This window comes from Marinospirillum sp., assembly GCF_014859565.1.
On the sequence record NZ_JACUUA010000007.1, the window covers coordinates 20,925 to 39,080 of the forward strand.

Consider the following 18,156-nt stretch of genomic DNA (forward strand, 5'->3'; position numbering starts at 1 on the left):
ACGGACAACACATGACACCAGACTCCTTGACAGACTTTTCAAAGAACACCCTAACCCCAACCCAGACACTGTTACAGGCGAAAGGTTTGGGTTACAGCGTTTCTCAGCAGGATCAACCCCTGGTTATTCTGCGCAATCTTGATCTGAACATCCAGCGGGGTGAACGAGTCGCCATTCTTGGGCCATCCGGTTCCGGCAAATCCACGCTGCTGGCGCTGCTGGCAGGTCTGGATACCCCCACCGAGGGCGAACTGCTGTGGGATGGCAAAGCCTTCAGCAGCCTGGGTGAAGATCAGCGGGCGGCAGTGCGCGCAAAAGAAGTGGGTTTTATTTTTCAGTCTTTTCAGTTATTGCCGGAACTGACTGCGCTGGAAAACGTGATGTTGCCACTGGAGTTGCGTAATGAGACTGATGCTGAGCAGCAGGCACGGGTGTGGCTGGATCGTGTGGGGTTAAGTCAGCGCGCCGGGCACAGACCAACACAGATGTCCGGGGGTGAACAACAACGGGTTGCCATAGCACGAGCTTTTGCCAGTCGCCCTTCGGTATTGTTTGCTGACGAACCCACCGGCAATCTGGATGAGGGTAATGGTCGCAAGGTGGCCGATCTGTTGTTTGACCTGAATGAACATGCCGGGCAGGCCATGACGCTGGTACTGGTGACTCATGATCGTCAACTGGCGGCACGTTGCCAGCGTATTCTACAGCTGGAATCCGGTCAGTTGGTGATGCCGGAGGCGGCTGATGAATGATCTGCGACTGGCAGCACGTCTGGCCTGGCGTGGTGTAAGAGCTGGTGAATATCGAGTTTTGCTGGCGGCGCTGATGTTGGCAGTGGCCTGTGCCACCCTGCTGGGGGTGGTGGGTGAACGCATGCAGGGAGCACTGGATCACGAGGCTGCGCGGATTTCCGGTGGTGATCTGGTAATTTCCGGACGTGAAGCCGCTGAACCCGAGTTAAAAGCATTATTAACACAGCAGGGTTTAAAAACATCCGAGCGGGTGGAGCTGACCAGTATGGCCAGTTATGGTGATGCTTTTGTACTGGTTAGCCTGAGTGCTGTGGATGATTTTTATCCATTATTGGGTGAAGTACGCCTGCAGTTACCTGATGGACAGGAATTAAACCAGAATCAGCCTCCACCCAGTGGTGAAGTCTGGCTGGAGCCGGGACTGGCACAGCGACTGAATGTGGTGCCGGGAGATCGGGTCGAAATGGGTGATCGTGAATTGTTGTTCAGTGCCATCCTGCTGGAAAAACCGGATCAGAGTGGTGGTTTTGCCAGTTTTTCACCGGCAGCACTGGTGCATCTGGATAGCCTGGAAGGCAGTGCTTTGCTGGGTTCTTTAAGTCGCGCACGCTGGCGTCTGGGTATCACCGGATCGCGTGCTCTGTTGAACCCCCTGCGTGAGCAGTTACCCGAATTATTAGCCCCACATCAGCGTTTACGTGATATGGAAGAAAGCCAACCGGGTATCGCCAGAGCCATGCATGAAGGGCGGCGTTATCTGGGGCTGGCTGGTTTGATTGCAGTGCTGCTGGCAGCACTGGCAGTTGCTCTGGCATCCCAGCGGCAAGCCAGACGCCAGGCAAAAGAAGTCGCTTTGTTACGTTGTCTGGGGCAGTCACGAGTGCGAGTGCAACGGCTTTTTCTGCTGCAGTTATTCTGGCTGGGGTTAGTGGGTGGCCTGATAGGAGGGGCAGTGGGTTATCTAGCACATCTGGGGCTGGTGCAATTACTGGCTCCGGTATTACCACTCACCTTGCCACCACCATCACTCGTGCCGCTACTGGTAGCGGTATTACTGGCCTTGTGGTTGTTGCTGGGTTTTTCGCTGGCACCACTGCTGAGTCTGGCACAGGTTAGCCCGCTGGCGGTGTTGCAATCCCGCCCCTGGCAACTGACCTCTTCGGCTTGGCTGAGTTATGGGCTGGCAGCACTAGCCACTCTGGGTCTGGGTTTTTGGATCTCGGGGGATTTACTGCTGACGCTCTGGACACTGCTGGGGTTATTGTTATTGGGTGGGTTGGTGGCTGGAATCGGCTGGTTATTGCTGCGCCTGTTGATGTCCCGCTTGCAGCTGTTTCCCTGGCGCTGGCGTCAGGGTTTAAGACGTTTGGGTCGTAATTCTGGTGAAACCCTGTTGCAACTGAGCACCTTTACCCTAGCTTTTGCTGCGGTGTTACTGGTGGCGCGGGGTGGTGATCAACTGGTGGGTGACTGGCAAAACCAGCTGCCGGAACAACGCCCCAACCAGTTTGCTGTGGATATTCAGCCGTATGAGCGGGATGCTTTTGTCACCCTGCTGGATGAATCCGGGCTGGTGCACAGTCAGGTTTATCCCATCCTGCGTGGGCGCTTGTTGCAGATTAATGGTGAAGAGGCTGAAAGTCGGGTGCCGCAGGCCTCCCGTAATGACAACACGCTGCGACGTGAGTTAAATCTGACCTGGAGTGACACTCTGCCGGAAGGCAACCAGCTGATTGCCGGTCACTGGTGGGATGCTGCGCCAGAGCTGGCAGAAGGTGTACTGCCCATTTCGGTGGAGTCGGGTATGGCTCAGCGACTGGGTCTGGAGCTGAATGATCAGCTCACCTTTAATTTGGCTGGCAGCTCGATCATCACCCAGATCACCAGTCTTCGTGAGGTGCGCTGGGAAAGTTTTAACCCCAACTTTTATGTTATTTTTCCACCTCAGGTACTGGAGTCTCAGCCGCATACCTTTCTGGCCAGTTTTACCATGCCGGAAGCGGAAGGTGAATTTATGCGCCGCCTGACACGTGAATTCCCCGGCGTGGCCTTTCTGGATGTACGTGCCATTCTGGCTCAGGCAGAAGGTATCCTGCGGCAGTTAAGCCTAGGGGTACAATACCTGCTAGGGTTTGTACTGCTGGCCGGTTTACTGGTGACTTGGGCGCTGATGATGGCGAGCTTGGATGCCCGCCAGCGGGAGCAGGCACTATTAAAAGTGCTGGGTGCCAGCCGCAATCTGCTGGCGAGTCGGCAATTGGCTGAGTTTCTGTTGCTGGGCGGTTTGTCTGGTGTGCTGGCCGCGTTACTAGGCGAGGGCTTATACAGCCTAATGGCCGGGCAGGTGTTTAATCTGCCCTGGTCATCTGCACCGCTGTTCTGGGTGTTGCCGCCACTGCTGGGAGCCGTGCTGTTGGCGGCCTTTGCACATCTGGCGCTGAGATCATCATTACAAGCTGCTCCGCATCAGTTGTTAAAACAACTCAGCTGAAATGGTGGAGAGTATTGCTGCGACTCAGAGCCTCAGGGACTTGCGGTTCACTAGAAGGCATAGCATGATGTTCTAAATATCAATGAGCTACTTTCTAAATAGGTGAACCCGTGTCTGTGGCCTTTCGTACTCCATTGCCGCGTCAACTGCATCCAGCACGTGAATCCCTTTACCACGAGCTGCACGCCCGACCTTTCCCGGTAATTGGCAGTCCAGTGCGTATTTCACACCTGGCACTGTTGCTGGATGAAAGTGACAGAGAAATGGATTTTCAGCACCTATGTGCACTTTGTACACGTTATGGAGTGAACCCACCTGCAGCGCATGACAACAGCTTTTATCAGCGGCTGGGTGATCTGGATGTGCGCTGGGAGCGACATCTGGAATTTGTGACCTACACTTTTATTCGTCCCGGACGTAATGAGTCACCTTTTTCCCAGACGGCACTATCGTTGTTGCCGCAGGATTGGCTGGAAGCTGTCCCCGGCCAGTTGGTGGCTGCCCAGCATCTGGAGGTACGCTCACCCGATGATGAGCTGCTGGATCGGGAAAAACTAGCAGCATGTTTTGAAGGTCAGCGACTGGTCAGCGGTCGTTTGATGGAGGGGGCTGCAACCCTGTGGAGCGCCTTTCGATTACATGGTGATGGTTGTGGTCGGATTCTGTTGCACAATCATGGATTAAACGACAACCAAACCGGCCGCCTGATCCTGCGAGTGCTGGAGCTGGAAACCTATCGTTTGATGGCACTGCTGGGTGCTCGCCCGGCTCGGGATCTAGCACCGCTATTACGTCAGCTGGATCAGCAACTGGCGGAAATCATCGCCGAGTTGTCCAGCACAGAAGGGTTGGAAGAAGAGCGTAAGCTGCTGCAACAACTGACCCGTATGGCAGCACAGATCGAACGGCATCGAGCCGATACCATCTCACGCTTTTCTGCCACCCAGGCTTATTATCAACTGGTGATGAAACGTCTGGAGGAGTTAAAAGAACGTCAGAGTGGCCCAAATTTTACTCTGAGTGCTTTTTTCAGTCGTCGTTTAACCCCGGCAGCCAGCACCTGTGATTCAGTCAGTCAGCGTCTGGAGGATCTGGCGCGGCGGATTGAACGTGCCGGTGACCTGATTCGTACCCGTGTGGATTTAAAGCTGGAAGAGCAGAACCGTCGTTTGCTGGCCTCCATGAACCGTCGCTCCAGATTGCAGTTACGCATGCAAGAAACCGTGGAAGGCCTGTCCATTGCGGCAATTAGTTATTACGGTATCAGTCTGTTGCGTTATCTGTTTGGTGCGCTGGAACCCTTAGGTGTGCCGTTGAACAAGGATATTGCCACTGCTGTTGCTGTGCCCCTGGTGGTGGGAACCGTTTGGTGGGTGACCCACAGGATTAAAAAGTTTATTGTTGAGGCCAGTGATCCCGAACGGGAAAACCCCCGCTGAAGCAGGAAGGTGAGAAACATGGCTCAGATTGAAGCAGGTATCAGAGAAAAAATAACCGCTGCATTAAACCCGCTGCAGCTGGATATTGAAAATGAAAGTGATCGTCATAAAGGGCCACCCGGAAGGGAAAGCCACTTTAAGGTCACGCTGGTCAGCGAAGTGTTTGCCGGGTTGCTGCCGGTTAAACGCCACCAGAAAATTTATGCCCTGCTGGCCGATGAACTGGCCGGGCCGGTTCATGCGCTGGCGCTGCATCTGTACACCCCGGAAGAATGGCAGGCTGCAGGCCAGCAACGTCCTGATTCACCCAACTGCCAGGGTGCCGGGCACTAAGTTGTTAGTAGTGGGGAGGCCTTTCGTCGGCAGCGGAAGGCTGCTGCCCGGAATTGTCGGTATTTTGCTGCAGTTCCTTGAAACGACTGGATAAAAGTTGCAGCTGCTGCTGCAGCAGTCGCGTGTCGCGGTTCTGTAATACCAACTGCTGATTCAGTTGTTCCAGCAGGTCATCCTGAAAGGCCAGCTGGGTTTCCAGCCTGACAAGACGTTCCTCGTATTGCTTCATCTCGCGTAACCCCTTACCTTGTTTAAGCATTTCGTTTCAGACATGGTTATAATGATCCGCGGCAAACTTTGATGCCGTTTTTCCTTTTGTTCATAGTATCTGGATTTAGAGAAATTTTATGCTGAATAATACACTGATAAGAAACATTCTGGTTAGTCTTGTGGTTGCCCTGCTTGCCCCCGTGATTCTGCCGCTTCTGGCTATTTCTCCTGCTATTACCATGACCGGCACAGTTGCGTTAAAAGTCTATCTGCTGGTGTTTGTATTGCTGATGCTGGCTGCTACCATTAATGAGTTGCTGCGTCTGAAAGCCAGTTATTCCAGTGATGATGAAGCCTATGAGCCTGAGACTGAACACGCTGAAGGTGATGATCGCGAAGAAGGTGTGGTGAAGTGGTTTAACGTCAACAAGGGTTTTGGTTTTATCATCCGTGATGCTGGTGGTGAGGTGTTTGTACATTTTCGTTCCATTCGGGGTACAGGGCATCGCACCCTGAGAGAAGGTCAGCGTGTACGCTTTGCCGCAGTGGATGGTGAAAAAGGCCTGCAGGCTGAAGATGTATCCATCCTGACACGCTGACTACTTTTCATAAGTGACTGCTCCCCGCCCTAAGCTCAAGCGCCACGGGCGAGGCTTCCAACTTCTCATGCAGCTCATGCAGCTCATGCAGCAACGAGGCATAGTATTCGCCCGTTACGGTGAGGGACAGGGCAATGCTTTTGGGTAAAAACAACCTGATACATGAAGGGTTAAAATCACTCTTGTGGGTTGTTTTAACCCTGGGTGGTGCTGCTTGCATTTTTTCTGATCATCCCCATTATTAGCTTATTCTAATGTTTTGAGGAGCAGTCAAAAATGAGTGATCGAGTGCATCTGGGATGTCCCCATTGTTTAGCTATCAATCGTGTTCCGCGAGATCGCCTGGATGATAAGCCACGTTGTGGTCAGTGCAAGCAGCCCTTGTTTACCGGCGAGCCGCTGGAAATAAACGAGCAGAATTTCAAGGCTCTGGTGATGCAAAGTGATTTACCGGTGGTGGTGGACTTCTGGGCGAGCTGGTGTGGTCCCTGTCAGATGATGGCGCCGGTATTCAAACAGGTGGCGGCGCAGATGGAGCCATCACTGAGGTTTGCCAAGATCAATACGGAAACCAGTCAGGCGCTGGCAGCACAATTTGCCATACGCAGCATTCCGAGTCTGGTGGTGTTTCAGGGTGGGAAGGAGCTGGCTCGCCAAGCTGGAGCTATGCAAGCGAGCCAGTTGCGAGCCTGGTTGCAGTCGGTGATTCGGTCTTAAGCCACCAGTTCACCTTCGAGGGCATTACGAACCTTGTTCATGGCGTTTTTTTCGAGCTGGCGGATGCGCTCGGCAGAAACGCCATAAACCGCTGCCAGATCATGCAGGGTGGCTTTACTGTCGTTAAGCCAACGCTGTTGTAAGATGTCACGGCTGCGTTGATCCAATTGTGACAGGGCTTCCTGCAGGCGGCTGCTGGCATCATTTTCGGTGTTGTCCGCTTCGATCATACTGGCCGGATCATAACGGTGATCCACCAGATAGTTGACCGGAGCTACGCTGTAGGTTTCATCGTCGTCATCTGTGTAACCATCAAAGGCTGCATCAGTGGATGCCAGGCGACCTTCCATTTCACGCACGGTTTCTGGTTTAACATTCAGATCAGAAGCGATGGCACGTACTTCATCACCATTCAGCCAGCCAAGACTTTTTTTGGCGCCGCGCAGGTTAAAGAAGAGTTTACGCTGAGCTTTGGTGGTGGCTACTTTGACGATGCGCCAGTTCTTCAGGACAAATTCGTGGATTTCAGCTTTGATCCAGTGCACCGCAAAAGAAACCAGACGTACACCCATGGTCGGATCAAAACGTTTAACGGCTTTCATCAGGCCAACATTACCTTCCTGAATCAGATCTGCTTCTGGCAGGCCATAACCCTTGTAACTTCTGGCGATATGCACCACAAAACGCAGGTGCGACATAACCAGCAGGCGGGCGGCTTCCAGATCGCCATCATTCTGCAGGCGATAACCGAGTGCCTGTTCTTCCTCTACACTCAGCAGCGGAATGGTGTTCACGGTCTGCATGTAAGCATTCAGGTCGCGACCTGGAGATAAAATGCCGGCGACTTGTAATTGGGTGCTCATAGACTCTCCGTAAAACAGCTGACAATAGAATCATACCACTTGGTATTCTAACGCTTGCTGAGACTGACGGGAAGTCACTAAAGTTCCCGTCGCTGCTCTTTACTGTGTTTCTATCCTGCTACTGTGGCTCTACCTTGCCGAGATGCCGACTGACCGCAATCCAAGCGCCAAACCATCCCAGCAGTGTACTGGAAATCAACAGCAGGAGCGAATCTGGCAGGCTCAGGCCAATCAGGCTGAAGTCACTGGCATAAGCACTGGCAAGGGATCGTACCGGGCCATCCAGCCAGTAGAGCGAGATGTTAATCAGCAGCCAGGACAACAGGCCGCTGCCCAGTCCATACCAGATGCCAGTGTATAAAAAGGGTCGACGCACAAAGGCATCGGTGGCGCCGATCAGTTTGACCACCACGATCTCTTGCCTGCGGTTTTCAATCGCCAGCCGGATGGTGTTGCCGATCACCAGTAATACGGCCAGCCCCAGCAATATACCCAACGCGGTGATCATGCGTTGCCCCAGCTCCATAATATGAAACAGGCGCTTGACCCAGGCCAGATCCAGTTGGGCTTCTTCCACTTCTTTTAATTCGCTCAGTTGCCGAACCAGTGCTTGCTGGGCATCTACACCACTCACCGCTGGGCGAACAATGATTACGGCAGGCAGGGGGTTGTCGTCTAGATAATTCAGCGCTTCACCAAAACCGGAGAATTCCTTGAATTCAGCCAGTGTCTGTTCTCGGGATAGGTAACGGGTTTCCGCCACTTCCGGGCGCAGTTGCAGTTCCTGGGTCAACTGGCGTCCAACATTGTCGTTAACCTGATCCTTAAGATAAAGCGAGATCTGGGCGCTGCCATCCCAGTTGCTGGATACCAGCTGAGCGTTGTTCAGAAATACATAAAGAGCAACAGGTAAAGACAGGGCAATGGCAATCACTGCCCAGGTCATCATGCTGGCAAAGGGTGTGGCGAGCAACCGTCCCAGACTGTCTGCTGCCATTTGCAGGTGGTGGCGACGCCAGGCTTTTAAACGTTTGCTGGTATCCACCGTGCTGATGCGTGCACCACTGGCCGCTGATTTGCTGCTGCGAGGATCAGGGCTGCTTCTGAGCCGGTTGGGTGGTTTTCGGGTAACAAGTTTGGGTGCTTCCTTGCGTGAGCTGGGTGGGAAGGTAGCTCCACTGGGTTTTCCGGGGGGGCGTTTTCCAATCATGCTGTAACTCCATCCCGACTCAGGCCGCCTTGACGAAGTTCCATCATGCGCATCCCCATACGGGAAATCAGATCCAGATCGTGTGAGGCAATGAGTACCGTAACACCCACGGCATTAAACTGGCGGAACAGCTGCATAATCTCGGACGACAGCTGTGGATCAAGGTTACCGGTTGGCTCATCCGCCAGCAGAATGGGGGGTTTGTTGACTACAGCACGAGCAATGCCAATCCGTTGCTGTTCACCGCCGGACAACATGATCGGGTTGAGTTTTTCCTTGGATAACAAGCCGACCTTATCCAGTGCAGCACGAACCCGCTTGCCGACATCTTGCGGATCCATGCCTTCAATGACTAGGGGCAATGCCACGTTGTCGTACACACTGCGATCAAATAACAGCTGGTGATCCTGAAACACCACACCGATTTTGCGGCGCAGGTAAGGAATGTGACGACGTGCCAATTTGGAAAGATGCTGCCCATCAATCACCACCTGACCGCGTGTGGCGACTTCCATGCGCATGATCAGTTTCAGCAGGGTGCTTTTACCAGCACCGGAATGGCCGGTCAAAAAAGCCATTTCACCTTCATGCAGGATGAAGTTAATGTTCTGCAGGGCTTCATGCCCACTTTCGTAGCGTTTAAAAACATTGGTGAACTGGATCATGCGCGCTCCCTGTGGTCATATTTATTCGCTGGTTTCAAGATCCAGCAAGGCATCCACAAAACTGTCGGCATCAAATTCCCGCAGATCATCCACCTGCTCACCCACACCAATAAAACGTACCGGAATACCCAATTCACGAGCTAAAGCAAACACGATACCGCCCTTGGCCGTTCCATCCAGCTTGGTGAGTACCAGACCCGTCAAGGGGACAGACTGATTAAACTGCCGTGCTTGTGCCAGAGCATTCTGGCCGGTGGCGGCATCCAGTACCAGCAGGGTTTCGTGGGGTGCATCAGCATCCAGTTTTTGCATCACGCGGCGCACTTTCGACAACTCTTCCATCAGGTTGCTTTTGTTGTGTAATCGACCGGCGGTATCAGCAATCAGCAAATCCATCCTGCGTGATTGAGCGGCCTGCAAGGCATCAAAAATCACGCTGGCGCTGTCAGCACCGGTATGCTGAGCAATCACCGGCACCTGATTGCGTTCACCCCAGATCTTTAATTGCTCCACAGCAGCGGCACGGAAGGTATCCCCGGCAGCCAGCAGCAGTTTGTGGCCTTCTGCCTGATATTTTTTTGCCAGCTTGCCAATGGTGGTGGTTTTGCCCACACCGTTTACACCCACCATCAGAATCACCTGAGGTTTTTCTGGGTTATGAGCCAATACCAGAGGTTTGCAGACAGGTTGCAGTAATGCCTTGAGTTCATCTTTTAATGCAATGAACAGGGCATCAGAATCCTTAAGTTGATTACGCGCCACCTTGTCGGTGAGGCTGCTGATGATTTCGCGGGTGGCTGTCATACCCACATCGGCCATTAACAGGCGGGTTTCCAGTTCTTCCAGCAGTTCATCATCAATTTTTTTGGCCCCGAGAAACAATCCAGCCAGGCCATCCATTAGGCCACTGCGGGTACGTGCCAAGCCTTGTTTCAGACGAGAAAAGAAGCCGCCTTTTGCGGGTTCCTGGCTGGCGGTCTGCGGCTGTGCAGCCTCGGGCAAGGGTTTGGTTTGTTCAGTGGAGATTGCAGTTGCCGGATGATCATTTTCTTGATCAGCCTTGATTTCCGGCTCATTTTTTTTGCGCTTGAATAATCCGAGCATGGCAGAGGTGTCTTAATCGTTTAGTGAATGCGGTATCCTATCACCTGCCTGCCCGTGACGGTAGAACATAAACAAAAGGTGTACTATGCCGAGACGACAGAAACCCCTCAAGCAGGGATTGCAGGGACAGGTAAGAATTATTGGTGGTGAATGGCGAGGGCGCAAATTACCAGTGCCGGAGGGAGAAGGTTTACGGCCCACTTCTGATCGGGTGAGGGAAACCCTGTTTAACTGGTTGCAGTTTTCTTTAGCCGGTCGTCGTTGTCTGGATGCCTTTACCGGCAGTGGAGCACTAGCGATTGAGGCATTAAGTCGCGGTGCTGCCCAGGTGACAGCGATTGAAAGAGACCCTAAAGTAACCAAACAGTTACGTGAGTTGCTGACACCCTTGGCCGGTAAACGCCTGCAACTGCTGAATGCTGATGTATTACAATGGCTGGAAGGTGAACCCGAGGCACCTTTTGATCTGGTGTTTCTGGACCCACCTTTTCATCAGGGTTTGCTGGAGCCGACCTGTCAGTTGCTGGAACAACGAGGCTGGCTGGCGGACAATGCCCTGATTTACATCGAACAGGAAAAACAGGGTGAGCCGATTACCCTGCCGCCCAACTGGTCGTTGCAAAAGGACAAACAGGCCGGTGAAGTGCGCTTTGGTTTGTACGCCAGATGAAAAGGTTATTTGAGACGTTTGACCCTTTTCGGTAAGATGCGCCTTTTGTTGCCGAGGTCATGAGATGAGTCTGGTTGTTTATCCCGGTACTTTTGATCCAATCACCCACGGTCACAGTGATCTGGTGCAGCGTGCTGCCCGTATGTTTGATCGGGTGATTGTTGCCATTGCTGTCAGCCCCGGTAAAAAACCGGCACTGGATCTTGATACCCGAATTCAACTGGCACGTCAGGTGCTGGTGCATCATGATAATGTTGAAGTGATCGGTTTTGACTGCTTGTTGACCGAATTTCTGAAACAGCAGAATGCCCGTATCATCCTGCGGGGGCTGCGTGCGGTATCCGATTTTGAGTATGAACTGCAGCTGGCGAACCTTAACCGCGCCATGTCTGCCGAAGTGGAGAGTGTGTTTCTGACACCTTCCGAGCACCTGTCTTTCATCGCTTCCACGCTGGTTCGTGAAGTGGCCAGTCTGGGTGGGGATGTCAGCAAGTTTGTGCATCCCTGCGTGGTGGATGCATTAAAGAAAAAATACGCCGCCAGAGCGTGAACCAATAGAGTAAAACCCCGTCTCAGGCTAACCAGCCCCACCTGCTACTTGATAAATGAGGTCAAAGTATGGCTTTGTACATTACCGATGAATGCATCAACTGTGATGTATGCGAACCGGAATGCCCCAACGGTGCCATTTCTCAGGGTGATGAAATCTACGTGATTGATCCCAACCTGTGTACCGAGTGTGTGGGTCACTATGATGAGCCCCAGTGTGTGAATGTTTGCCCGGTGGAATGTATCCCGAAAGATCCGAACCATGTCGAAGACAAAGACGAGCTGATGGAGAAGTACAACACCATCACAGCAGCTCTGGGTTGATAACACTGCAATAACGTTTGTATAGAAATAAAAAAGGCGAGCACTTGTGGGTGGCTCGCCTTTTTTAATGGGTCATTCTTTTTCACTGAATCAACTTCACCACCTGGATTTCATCCCTGGGATCTGCCTCGGTCTTGTTGACGCGAGTGGGCAGTTCTTCTGGCATGTCCAGACTCATGGCATCGGTGAAACCACACTCAACACATTCCCTATGCTGTAATCGGGCTTCCTGCCAGGCTTTCAGCCGATCCATGGCTCCACATTTGGGGCAGATGGCCCCGGCAATAAAGCGCTTGATGGTCATATTCTGAGTCCTCTTTAGCAACGGGAAAGTGCAGGGAATTGGATTTGTCAGGCTGTCCGCGACAGGACGTCGCGGCCGCCCTACATGGATGTAGTCAGTGCAGTGATTCGTCTGGAACGAATCCTGCCAGAGCTTACATGGATGTATTCACGCGTCCTGACAAACCAATCCCTGTGATTTCCTTTCCGTAGCAACTATAACGAACAACTACTTAACCCAGCGACGAGCATTGGCAAATAAACGCTGCCAGGGCCCTTGTTCACCCCAGTGATCCGGGTGCCAGGAGTTGTTGATGGTGCGTGCAACTCGCTCCGGGTGGGGCATCATGATGGTGGCACGACCATCCTGGCTGGTGAGGCCAGTAATACCCGCGGGTGAGCCGTTGGGGTTAAATGGATAACGCTGGGTCACTTCACCGTAGTTGTTAACAAAGCGCAGGGCAATGCTGCTGTTTTGCTCTACCTGCTGCAGGTGGCTGGCATCACGGAATTCCGCACGCCCTTCACCGTGGGAGACCGCAATCGGCAGGCGTGAACCTTCCATGCCCGCCAGCAGGATAGAGGCACTTTTCTGCACTTCAACCGTGGCAACCCGTGCTTCAAACTGTTCACTCTGGTTGCGTACAAAACGCGGCCAGTGGTCAGCACCAGGGATTAGGTCTTTTAATTGAGACAACATCTGACAGCCGTTGCAGATACCCAGTGAGAAGGTGTCTTCACGCGCAAAAAAAGCAGCAAAGGCATCACGCACTTTAGGGTGGAAAAGGATGGACTTGGCCCAGCCGCCACCGGCACCGAGTACGTCACCGTAGGAGAAACCACCACAGGCGGCCAGTCCACGGAACTCTGCCATATTCACGGCACCAGCCAGCAGGTCACTCATGTGTACATCAATCGGATCAAAACCGGCGCGGTAGAAGGCTGCAGCGGTTTCCATGTGGCTGTTGACACCCTGTTCACGCAGGATTACCACTTTCGGGCGCTGCTGCAGGTTCAGGTAGGGTGCCGCCAGATCTTCGTTCAGATCAAAGCTGAGTTTTGGACTGATGCCGGGGTCTTTGGCATCCAGCAGGTTGTCAAATTCTTCCAGAGCGCAGTCAGCATTGTCGCGCAGTGCCTGAATGTGATAGCTGGTTTCTGCCCAGCGGCGCTGGTATTCAATACGGCTGGCCTGCAGCAGCAGGTCACCATCCAATGAGAAGCTGAGCAGGTCATCACTTGCCGGGCGACCAATCACCTGAGCACAATCACCCAGACCGGCGGCAGCCAGTTGCATCAGCACATATTCGGTATCCTGCTGGCGAATCTGCACCACGGCACCCAGCTCTTCACTGAGCAGTGCAGCCAGGGCTTCAGAAGCGTTTTCTGCCAGCAGTTCCAGTTTTATATCCAACCCGGTGTGACCGGCAAAAGCCATTTCAGCCAGGGTAGCAAACAGGCCGCCATCAGAGCGGTCGTGGTAAGCCAGCAGTTTGTTTTCGCTGTTGAGCCCCTGAATCACGGCAAAAAAAGCTTTTAAGTCTTCAGCATCATCCAGATCCGGGGCAGTATCACCCAGCTGGTTGTACACCTGAGCCAGTGCTGAACCGCCGAGACGGTTTTGGCCGCGACCCAGATCAATCAGCAGCAGGTCGGTTTCACCCTGATCAGTACGCAGCTGAGGGGTCAGGGTCTGGCGTGCTGCGGTGACCGGCGCAAAAGCGGTGACTACCAGAGACAGGGGAGAGGTGATGGCTTTTTCCTGTCCCTGTTCATCCTGCCAGACGGTACGCATGGACATGGAGTCCTTGCCCACCGGAATAGCAATACCCAGCTGTGGGCAGAGTTCCATACCTACGGCATACACCGTGTCATACAGGGCTTGATTCTCGCCGGGGTGGTTGGCTGCAGACATCCAGTTGGCCGAGAGTTTGATGTCACTGAGCTGGCGGATGGAGGCCGCAGCAATGTTGGTGATGGATTCAGCCACCGCCATACGACCGGAAGCCGCCGGATTGATCAGTGCCAGCGGGGTGCGCTCACCCATCGCCATGGCTTCGCCGGTTTCGTTGAACGAGGTGGTGGTGGTGACCGCACAATCGGCTACCGGCACCTGCCAGGGGCCAACCATCTGATCCCTTGCCACCAGGCCGGAAACACTGCGGTCACCAATGGTAATCAGGAATTGTTTACTGGCCACGGTCGGCAGGCTGAGTACTCGTTCAGCCGCCTCAGCCAGTGATACATCCTGCAAGTTCAGCTGGGGCAGTTGCAGGGTTTGACGATCAAAACTGCGCTGCATTTTGGGTGGTTTGCCAAACAGCACACTCATTGGCAGATCCACTGGTTTGCTTTCAAAGTGGCCATCTTTAACGGTCAGATGGTGTTCAGCCAGGGCTTCACCCACAACAGCATAAGGGGCACGCTCACGGCGGCAGAGTTGATCAAAGAGTTCCAGGCTGTCTGGCGCAATCGCCAGCACATAACGCTCCTGTGCTTCGTTGCACCAGATCTCCAGCGGGCTCATGCCGGGTTCGGCATTGGGAACAGCACGCAGATCAAACAGACCGCCGCGTTCACCATCCTTGACCAGCTCCGGCAGGGCGTTGGACAAACCACCGGCACCTACGTCATGGATAAAACAGATGGGGTTTTTGTCGCCCATACCCCAGCAGCGATCAATCACTTCTTGCGCCCGGCGTTCAATTTCGGCGTTTTCACGCTGTACCGAGGCAAAGTCCAGATCGGCACTGGAAGAGCCGGTTGCCATGGAAGAGGCGGCACCACCACCCAGACCAATATTCATGGCTGGACCACCCAGCACAATCAGTTTGGCACCGACCGGGATTTCGCCTTTTTCCACGTGGTTGGGACGAATGTTACCCAGACCACCGGCCAGCATGATGGGTTTGTGATAACCACGACGCTCGTTGCCGTTTAAGCCCGGTGCATCTTCTTCGTAGGTGCGGAAATAACCGTTCAGGTTAGGGCGACCAAATTCGTTATTAAAAGCAGCACCACCCAGCGGGCCTTCAATCATGATGTCCAGTGCAGAAACAATCCGCTCCGGTTTGCCATAATCCTGTGCTTCCCAAGGCTGGGTATAACCGGGGATGCGCAGGTTGGACACGGTAAAACCAGTCAGACCGGCTTTGGGTTTGGAACCAACACCAGTGGCACCTTCATCACGAATCTCACCACCGGCACCGGTTGCCGCACCGGGGAAGGGTGCAATGGCTGTCGGGTGGTTGTGGGTTTCCACCTTCATCAGGATGTGGGTGGGTTCAGTGACCGGCTGCCAGCTGTGGGTTTCCGGCTGAGGGAAAAAGCGCGGTGCCTCAAAACCTTCAATCACCGAGGCATTATCCTTGTAAGCAGATAACACACCCTCGGGTGATTCTTTGTAGGTGTTGCGGATCATGCCAAATAGGGAGTGAGGGGAGTCTTCACCGTTAATTGTCCAACTGGCATTAAAAATTTTGTGGCGGCAATGTTCCGAGTTGGCCTGAGCAAACATCATCAGCTCAACATCGTTGGGGTTGCGTCCCAGATCGTTGAAACTTGTTACCAGATAATCAATTTCGTCATCAGCCAGTGCCAGTCCCAGATTGGTGTTGGCTTTGACCAGTGCCGCACGGCCACCACCCAGAATATCCACACTGCCCAGCGGGCGAGGGGATTCATGGCGGAACAGCTGGCTGGCAGAGGTTGTATCACGCAGCAGGGTTTCGGTCATGCGATCAAACAGCTGGTTGCCGATTAACTCAGCTTCCTGACTACTCAGTGGCTGACTGCTCTGGACGGTGTAGGCAATACCTCGTTCCAGTCGCTGAATCTGTGTGAGATCACAGTTGCGGGCAATGTCGGTTGCCTTGGATGACCAGGGGGATTGAGTACCCAGTCTAGGCACCACAAGAAAGAGTTCGCCACTCAAATCCTGCTGTTCACCGGTCGGGCCATAGTTCAGCAGGGCTTCCAATACCTGAAGTTGTTCGGTGCTCAAATCGGCAGACAGGTCTGCCAGATGCAGGTACTCAGCGTAGAGTCCGGTGACAGAAGCAGAAATCGCCTGAAGCTGAGTCAGGAGTTTCTGGGAACGAAAAGCTGAAAGAGCAGGTGCGCCTCGCAGTTGCAGCATGAGCAAGCCTCATCAGAGCAGGAAAAATTGCCGCGAATGATAGCGCAAAGCGGCTTAGAGGGCTACGAAAGGACAAAAAATGAGCAGTGAGTCACAAAAAATGTATCTGGATTGGCGCTTTTTTAATCACCCTCTGTTAAAATTACACAATACAACGCAATTACACCCCTAATTACAAGAATAGCCTGATCGGGAAACCACTGCTCCGGCTGCCTTTTTTTACCTTTTTGGCAGCGGTCAGACATAGGCTCGGCAATTCAATCCGAGCATAACGCTTAAACAACAGTCGAGTTTTTTCGATGAGCCTTTCTTTTATGAAGATTAAAATTGTATTGATTTTATTGGTCATGCTGCTGGTCGTTACCGGTTGCAGACAAGCCGACACGCTGGATCAGGTACTCAGTAAAGGCAGTCTGACAGTTGCTTTACGTAACACGCCCTCTGTTTATTATCAACACCGTGAAGGTTATGCCGGTTTTGAATATGAACTGGTGCAATCCTTTGCTGAACATCTGGGCGTTGAGCTGAATATTGTCAGTGTGGACAGTGAAGCGGAAATGGAACGTGCATTGCTGAATGGTACAGTGGATATGGCTGCGGGTGGCCTGGGTTTAACCCGCGAGCGCATCAGCAACTTCTCTGTATCAACACCGCTGCTGCAGTCGCCCCAGATGGTGGTTTACCGTCGTGGTCATTTTCGTCCAAGAACCTGGGATGATCTGCAGGAAGGTACTCTGGCTGTGCTGGCACGTTCACGTCAGGCCGAGGTATTAAAGAGCCACCAGGAAGCTTTCCCGCATCTGAGCTGGATGGAAACTGAAGATCTGGAAGTGACGGATCTGCTGAAGATGATTCAGGACGGTGACCTGGATTATGCACTGGTCAGTGCCCAGGATTTTAATATCAACCGCTTCTTTTTTCCTCGTGTGGGTGTAGCTTTTGATACCGAGGAAACCACCGATCTGGTGTGGCTGTTCCAGAAGAATTTGCGTTCCCAGATAGGGATGGCGGCCAGTGGTTTTGTGCAGCTGGCGCGTAAACAAGGGCTGGTGGATGAAGTCCGTGAGCGTTATTATCGTCACGAAGAGCATCTGGAATATGTAGGTGCGCCTTTGTTTCTGCGGCATGTTCGCTCTCGTTTGCCGCAGTATGAAGAACACTTCCGTGCTGCAGCAGAGGCGCAGGATTTAGATTGGCTGCTACTGGCCGCAGTGGGTTTTCAGGAATCACACTGGCGGCAGAATGCTGTTTCTCCCACCGGGGTACGTGGGTTGATGATGCTGACCCGCCGTACTGCTGATGAATTGGGTGTTAATCGCCTCGACCCACTGCAAAGTATTGAAGGTGGCTCCCGTTATTTGCGCCAGATGTACAACCGTATTCCTGAACGGATTCAGGGTAATGATCGTCTTTATATGGCCTTGGCCGCTTACAATGTCGGTATGGGGCATCTGGAAGATGCACGCAGAATTACCGAGTCCCAGGGTTTTAATCCCGACAGCTGGGATGATGTGGCAAAACACCTGCCGTTATTAAGTCAGCGTCAGTGGTATCGTCATACCCGTTTTGGTTATGCCCGGGGTAAAGAGCCGGTAGTTTATGTTGAGAACATTCGTCGTTATCGAGAAATTCTCCAGTGGAACGAACGTATTCAAGCTAATTTTATGGAAGAACTGGAAGCAAGGTCAGCCAACGTCAGGTTTGAAACCGCTTTCCGCAAGGTTCCTCCGATCATTTAAAGCCAGGGCAACACCTGCTTGTCACCGAGATCTCCTTACGGGGATCTCGGTTTTTGTTGCCGGTCAGAAGG

At 53.1% G+C, this 18,156-nt stretch carries 18 protein-coding genes; 10 read left to right on the forward strand and 8 right to left on the reverse strand.

From position 1 onward, the window contains the following. Positions 1–11 precede the first annotated feature (11 nt). From IBX50_RS02325 to IBX50_RS02340, 4 genes are all read left to right on the forward strand, one after another. Complete coding sequence (locus IBX50_RS02325) at positions 12–752, forward strand: ABC transporter ATP-binding protein (protein ID WP_292252996.1); 741 nt, start codon at positions 12–14, stop codon at positions 750–752. Then, entirely contained in the window at positions 745–3,243 is a 2,499-nt protein-coding gene (locus tag IBX50_RS02330; RefSeq protein ID WP_292252997.1) for an FtsX-like permease family protein, read from the forward strand. The genes IBX50_RS02325 and IBX50_RS02330 overlap by 8 nt, the downstream gene beginning before the upstream one ends. 110 nt (positions 3,244–3,353) lie before the next feature. Continuing rightward, on the forward strand, positions 3,354–4,682 hold the full coding sequence (locus IBX50_RS02335; protein WP_292253000.1) for a DUF3422 family protein: 1,329 nt from the start codon (positions 3,354–3,356) through the stop codon (positions 4,680–4,682). A gap of 18 nt (positions 4,683–4,700) precedes the next feature. Continuing rightward, complete coding sequence (locus IBX50_RS02340) at positions 4,701–5,015, forward strand: BolA/IbaG family iron-sulfur metabolism protein (RefSeq protein ID WP_292253001.1); 315 nt, start codon at positions 4,701–4,703, stop codon at positions 5,013–5,015. A 4-nt stretch (positions 5,016–5,019) separates the two neighbouring features. Here IBX50_RS02340 and IBX50_RS02345 read toward each other — a convergent pair whose 3' ends face one another. Continuing rightward, entirely contained in the window at positions 5,020–5,244 is a 225-nt protein-coding gene (locus tag IBX50_RS02345; RefSeq protein WP_292253003.1) for a SlyX family protein, read from the reverse strand. A 118-nt stretch (positions 5,245–5,362) separates the two neighbouring features. Between IBX50_RS02345 and IBX50_RS02350 the strand changes: the two genes are divergently transcribed. Further along, a complete protein-coding gene (locus IBX50_RS02350; protein ID WP_292253004.1) occupies positions 5,363–5,824 on the forward strand; it encodes a cold-shock protein in 462 nt (153 codons plus the stop codon). 7 nt (positions 5,825–5,831) lie between these two features. Here the strand turns inward: IBX50_RS02350 and IBX50_RS02355 are convergent, their stop codons facing one another. Continuing rightward, positions 5,832–6,044: a hypothetical protein gene (locus IBX50_RS02355; RefSeq protein WP_292253005.1), complete on the reverse strand. Its 213-nt coding sequence runs from the start codon at positions 6,042–6,044 to the stop codon at positions 5,832–5,834. Positions 6,045–6,100: 56 nt separating this feature from the next. Here IBX50_RS02355 and trxC point away from each other — a divergent pair, with 56 nt between their 5' ends. Then, on the forward strand, positions 6,101–6,541 hold the full coding sequence (trxC, locus tag IBX50_RS02360; RefSeq protein ID WP_292253006.1) for a thioredoxin TrxC: 441 nt from the start codon (positions 6,101–6,103) through the stop codon (positions 6,539–6,541). Here trxC and rpoH read toward each other — a convergent pair. The 4 genes from rpoH to ftsY all read right to left on the reverse strand — a co-directional run bounded on the left by rpoH (position 6,538) and on the right by ftsY (position 10,383). Beyond that, positions 6,538–7,404, reverse strand: coding sequence for an RNA polymerase sigma factor RpoH (rpoH, locus tag IBX50_RS02365; protein WP_292253007.1), 867 nt, complete (start codon positions 7,402–7,404; stop codon positions 6,538–6,540). The genes trxC and rpoH overlap by 4 nt on opposite strands. A gap of 118 nt (positions 7,405–7,522) precedes the next feature. Continuing rightward, positions 7,523–8,614, reverse strand: a complete 1,092-nt coding sequence (gene ftsX / locus IBX50_RS02370) for a permease-like cell division protein FtsX (protein WP_292253008.1) — start codon at positions 8,612–8,614, stop codon at positions 7,523–7,525. After that, positions 8,611–9,279 (reverse strand): cell division ATP-binding protein FtsE, encoded by a 669-nt coding sequence (gene ftsE, locus IBX50_RS02375; protein WP_292253010.1) that lies wholly within the window; start codon positions 9,277–9,279, stop codon positions 8,611–8,613. Before ftsE ends, ftsX begins: the two co-directional genes overlap by 4 nt. A 21-nt stretch (positions 9,280–9,300) precedes the next feature. Then, positions 9,301–10,383, reverse strand: coding sequence for a signal recognition particle-docking protein FtsY (ftsY, locus tag IBX50_RS02380; protein WP_292253012.1), 1,083 nt, complete (start codon positions 10,381–10,383; stop codon positions 9,301–9,303). Positions 10,384–10,468: 85 nt separating this feature from the next. On the opposite strand from ftsY, the gene rsmD reads away from it, so the two are divergent. From rsmD to IBX50_RS02395, 3 genes are all read left to right on the forward strand, one after another. Next, entirely contained in the window at positions 10,469–11,053 is a 585-nt protein-coding gene (gene rsmD, locus IBX50_RS02385; protein WP_292253013.1) for a 16S rRNA (guanine(966)-N(2))-methyltransferase RsmD, read from the forward strand. A 64-nt stretch (positions 11,054–11,117) separates the two neighbouring features. Further along, complete coding sequence (coaD, locus tag IBX50_RS02390; protein WP_292253014.1) at positions 11,118–11,603, forward strand: pantetheine-phosphate adenylyltransferase; 486 nt, start codon at positions 11,118–11,120, stop codon at positions 11,601–11,603. 68 nt (positions 11,604–11,671) lie between these two features. Beyond that, complete coding sequence (locus tag IBX50_RS02395) at positions 11,672–11,926, forward strand: YfhL family 4Fe-4S dicluster ferredoxin (protein WP_292253016.1); 255 nt, start codon at positions 11,672–11,674, stop codon at positions 11,924–11,926. 82 nt (positions 11,927–12,008) lie between these two features. Here IBX50_RS02395 and IBX50_RS02400 read toward each other — a convergent pair whose 3' ends face one another. After that, complete coding sequence (locus IBX50_RS02400) at positions 12,009–12,230, reverse strand: YheV family putative zinc ribbon protein (RefSeq protein ID WP_292253017.1); 222 nt, start codon at positions 12,228–12,230, stop codon at positions 12,009–12,011. A gap of 207 nt (positions 12,231–12,437) precedes the next feature. After that, positions 12,438–16,346, reverse strand: a complete 3,909-nt coding sequence (purL, locus tag IBX50_RS02405; RefSeq protein WP_292253018.1) for a phosphoribosylformylglycinamidine synthase — start codon at positions 16,344–16,346, stop codon at positions 12,438–12,440. Positions 16,347–16,660: 314 nt separating this feature from the next. On the opposite strand from purL, the gene mltF reads away from it, so the two are divergent. Further along, a complete protein-coding gene (gene mltF, locus IBX50_RS02410; RefSeq protein WP_292253019.1) occupies positions 16,661–18,085 on the forward strand; it encodes a membrane-bound lytic murein transglycosylase MltF in 1,425 nt (474 codons plus the stop codon). Positions 18,086–18,156: the final 71 nt, after the last annotated feature.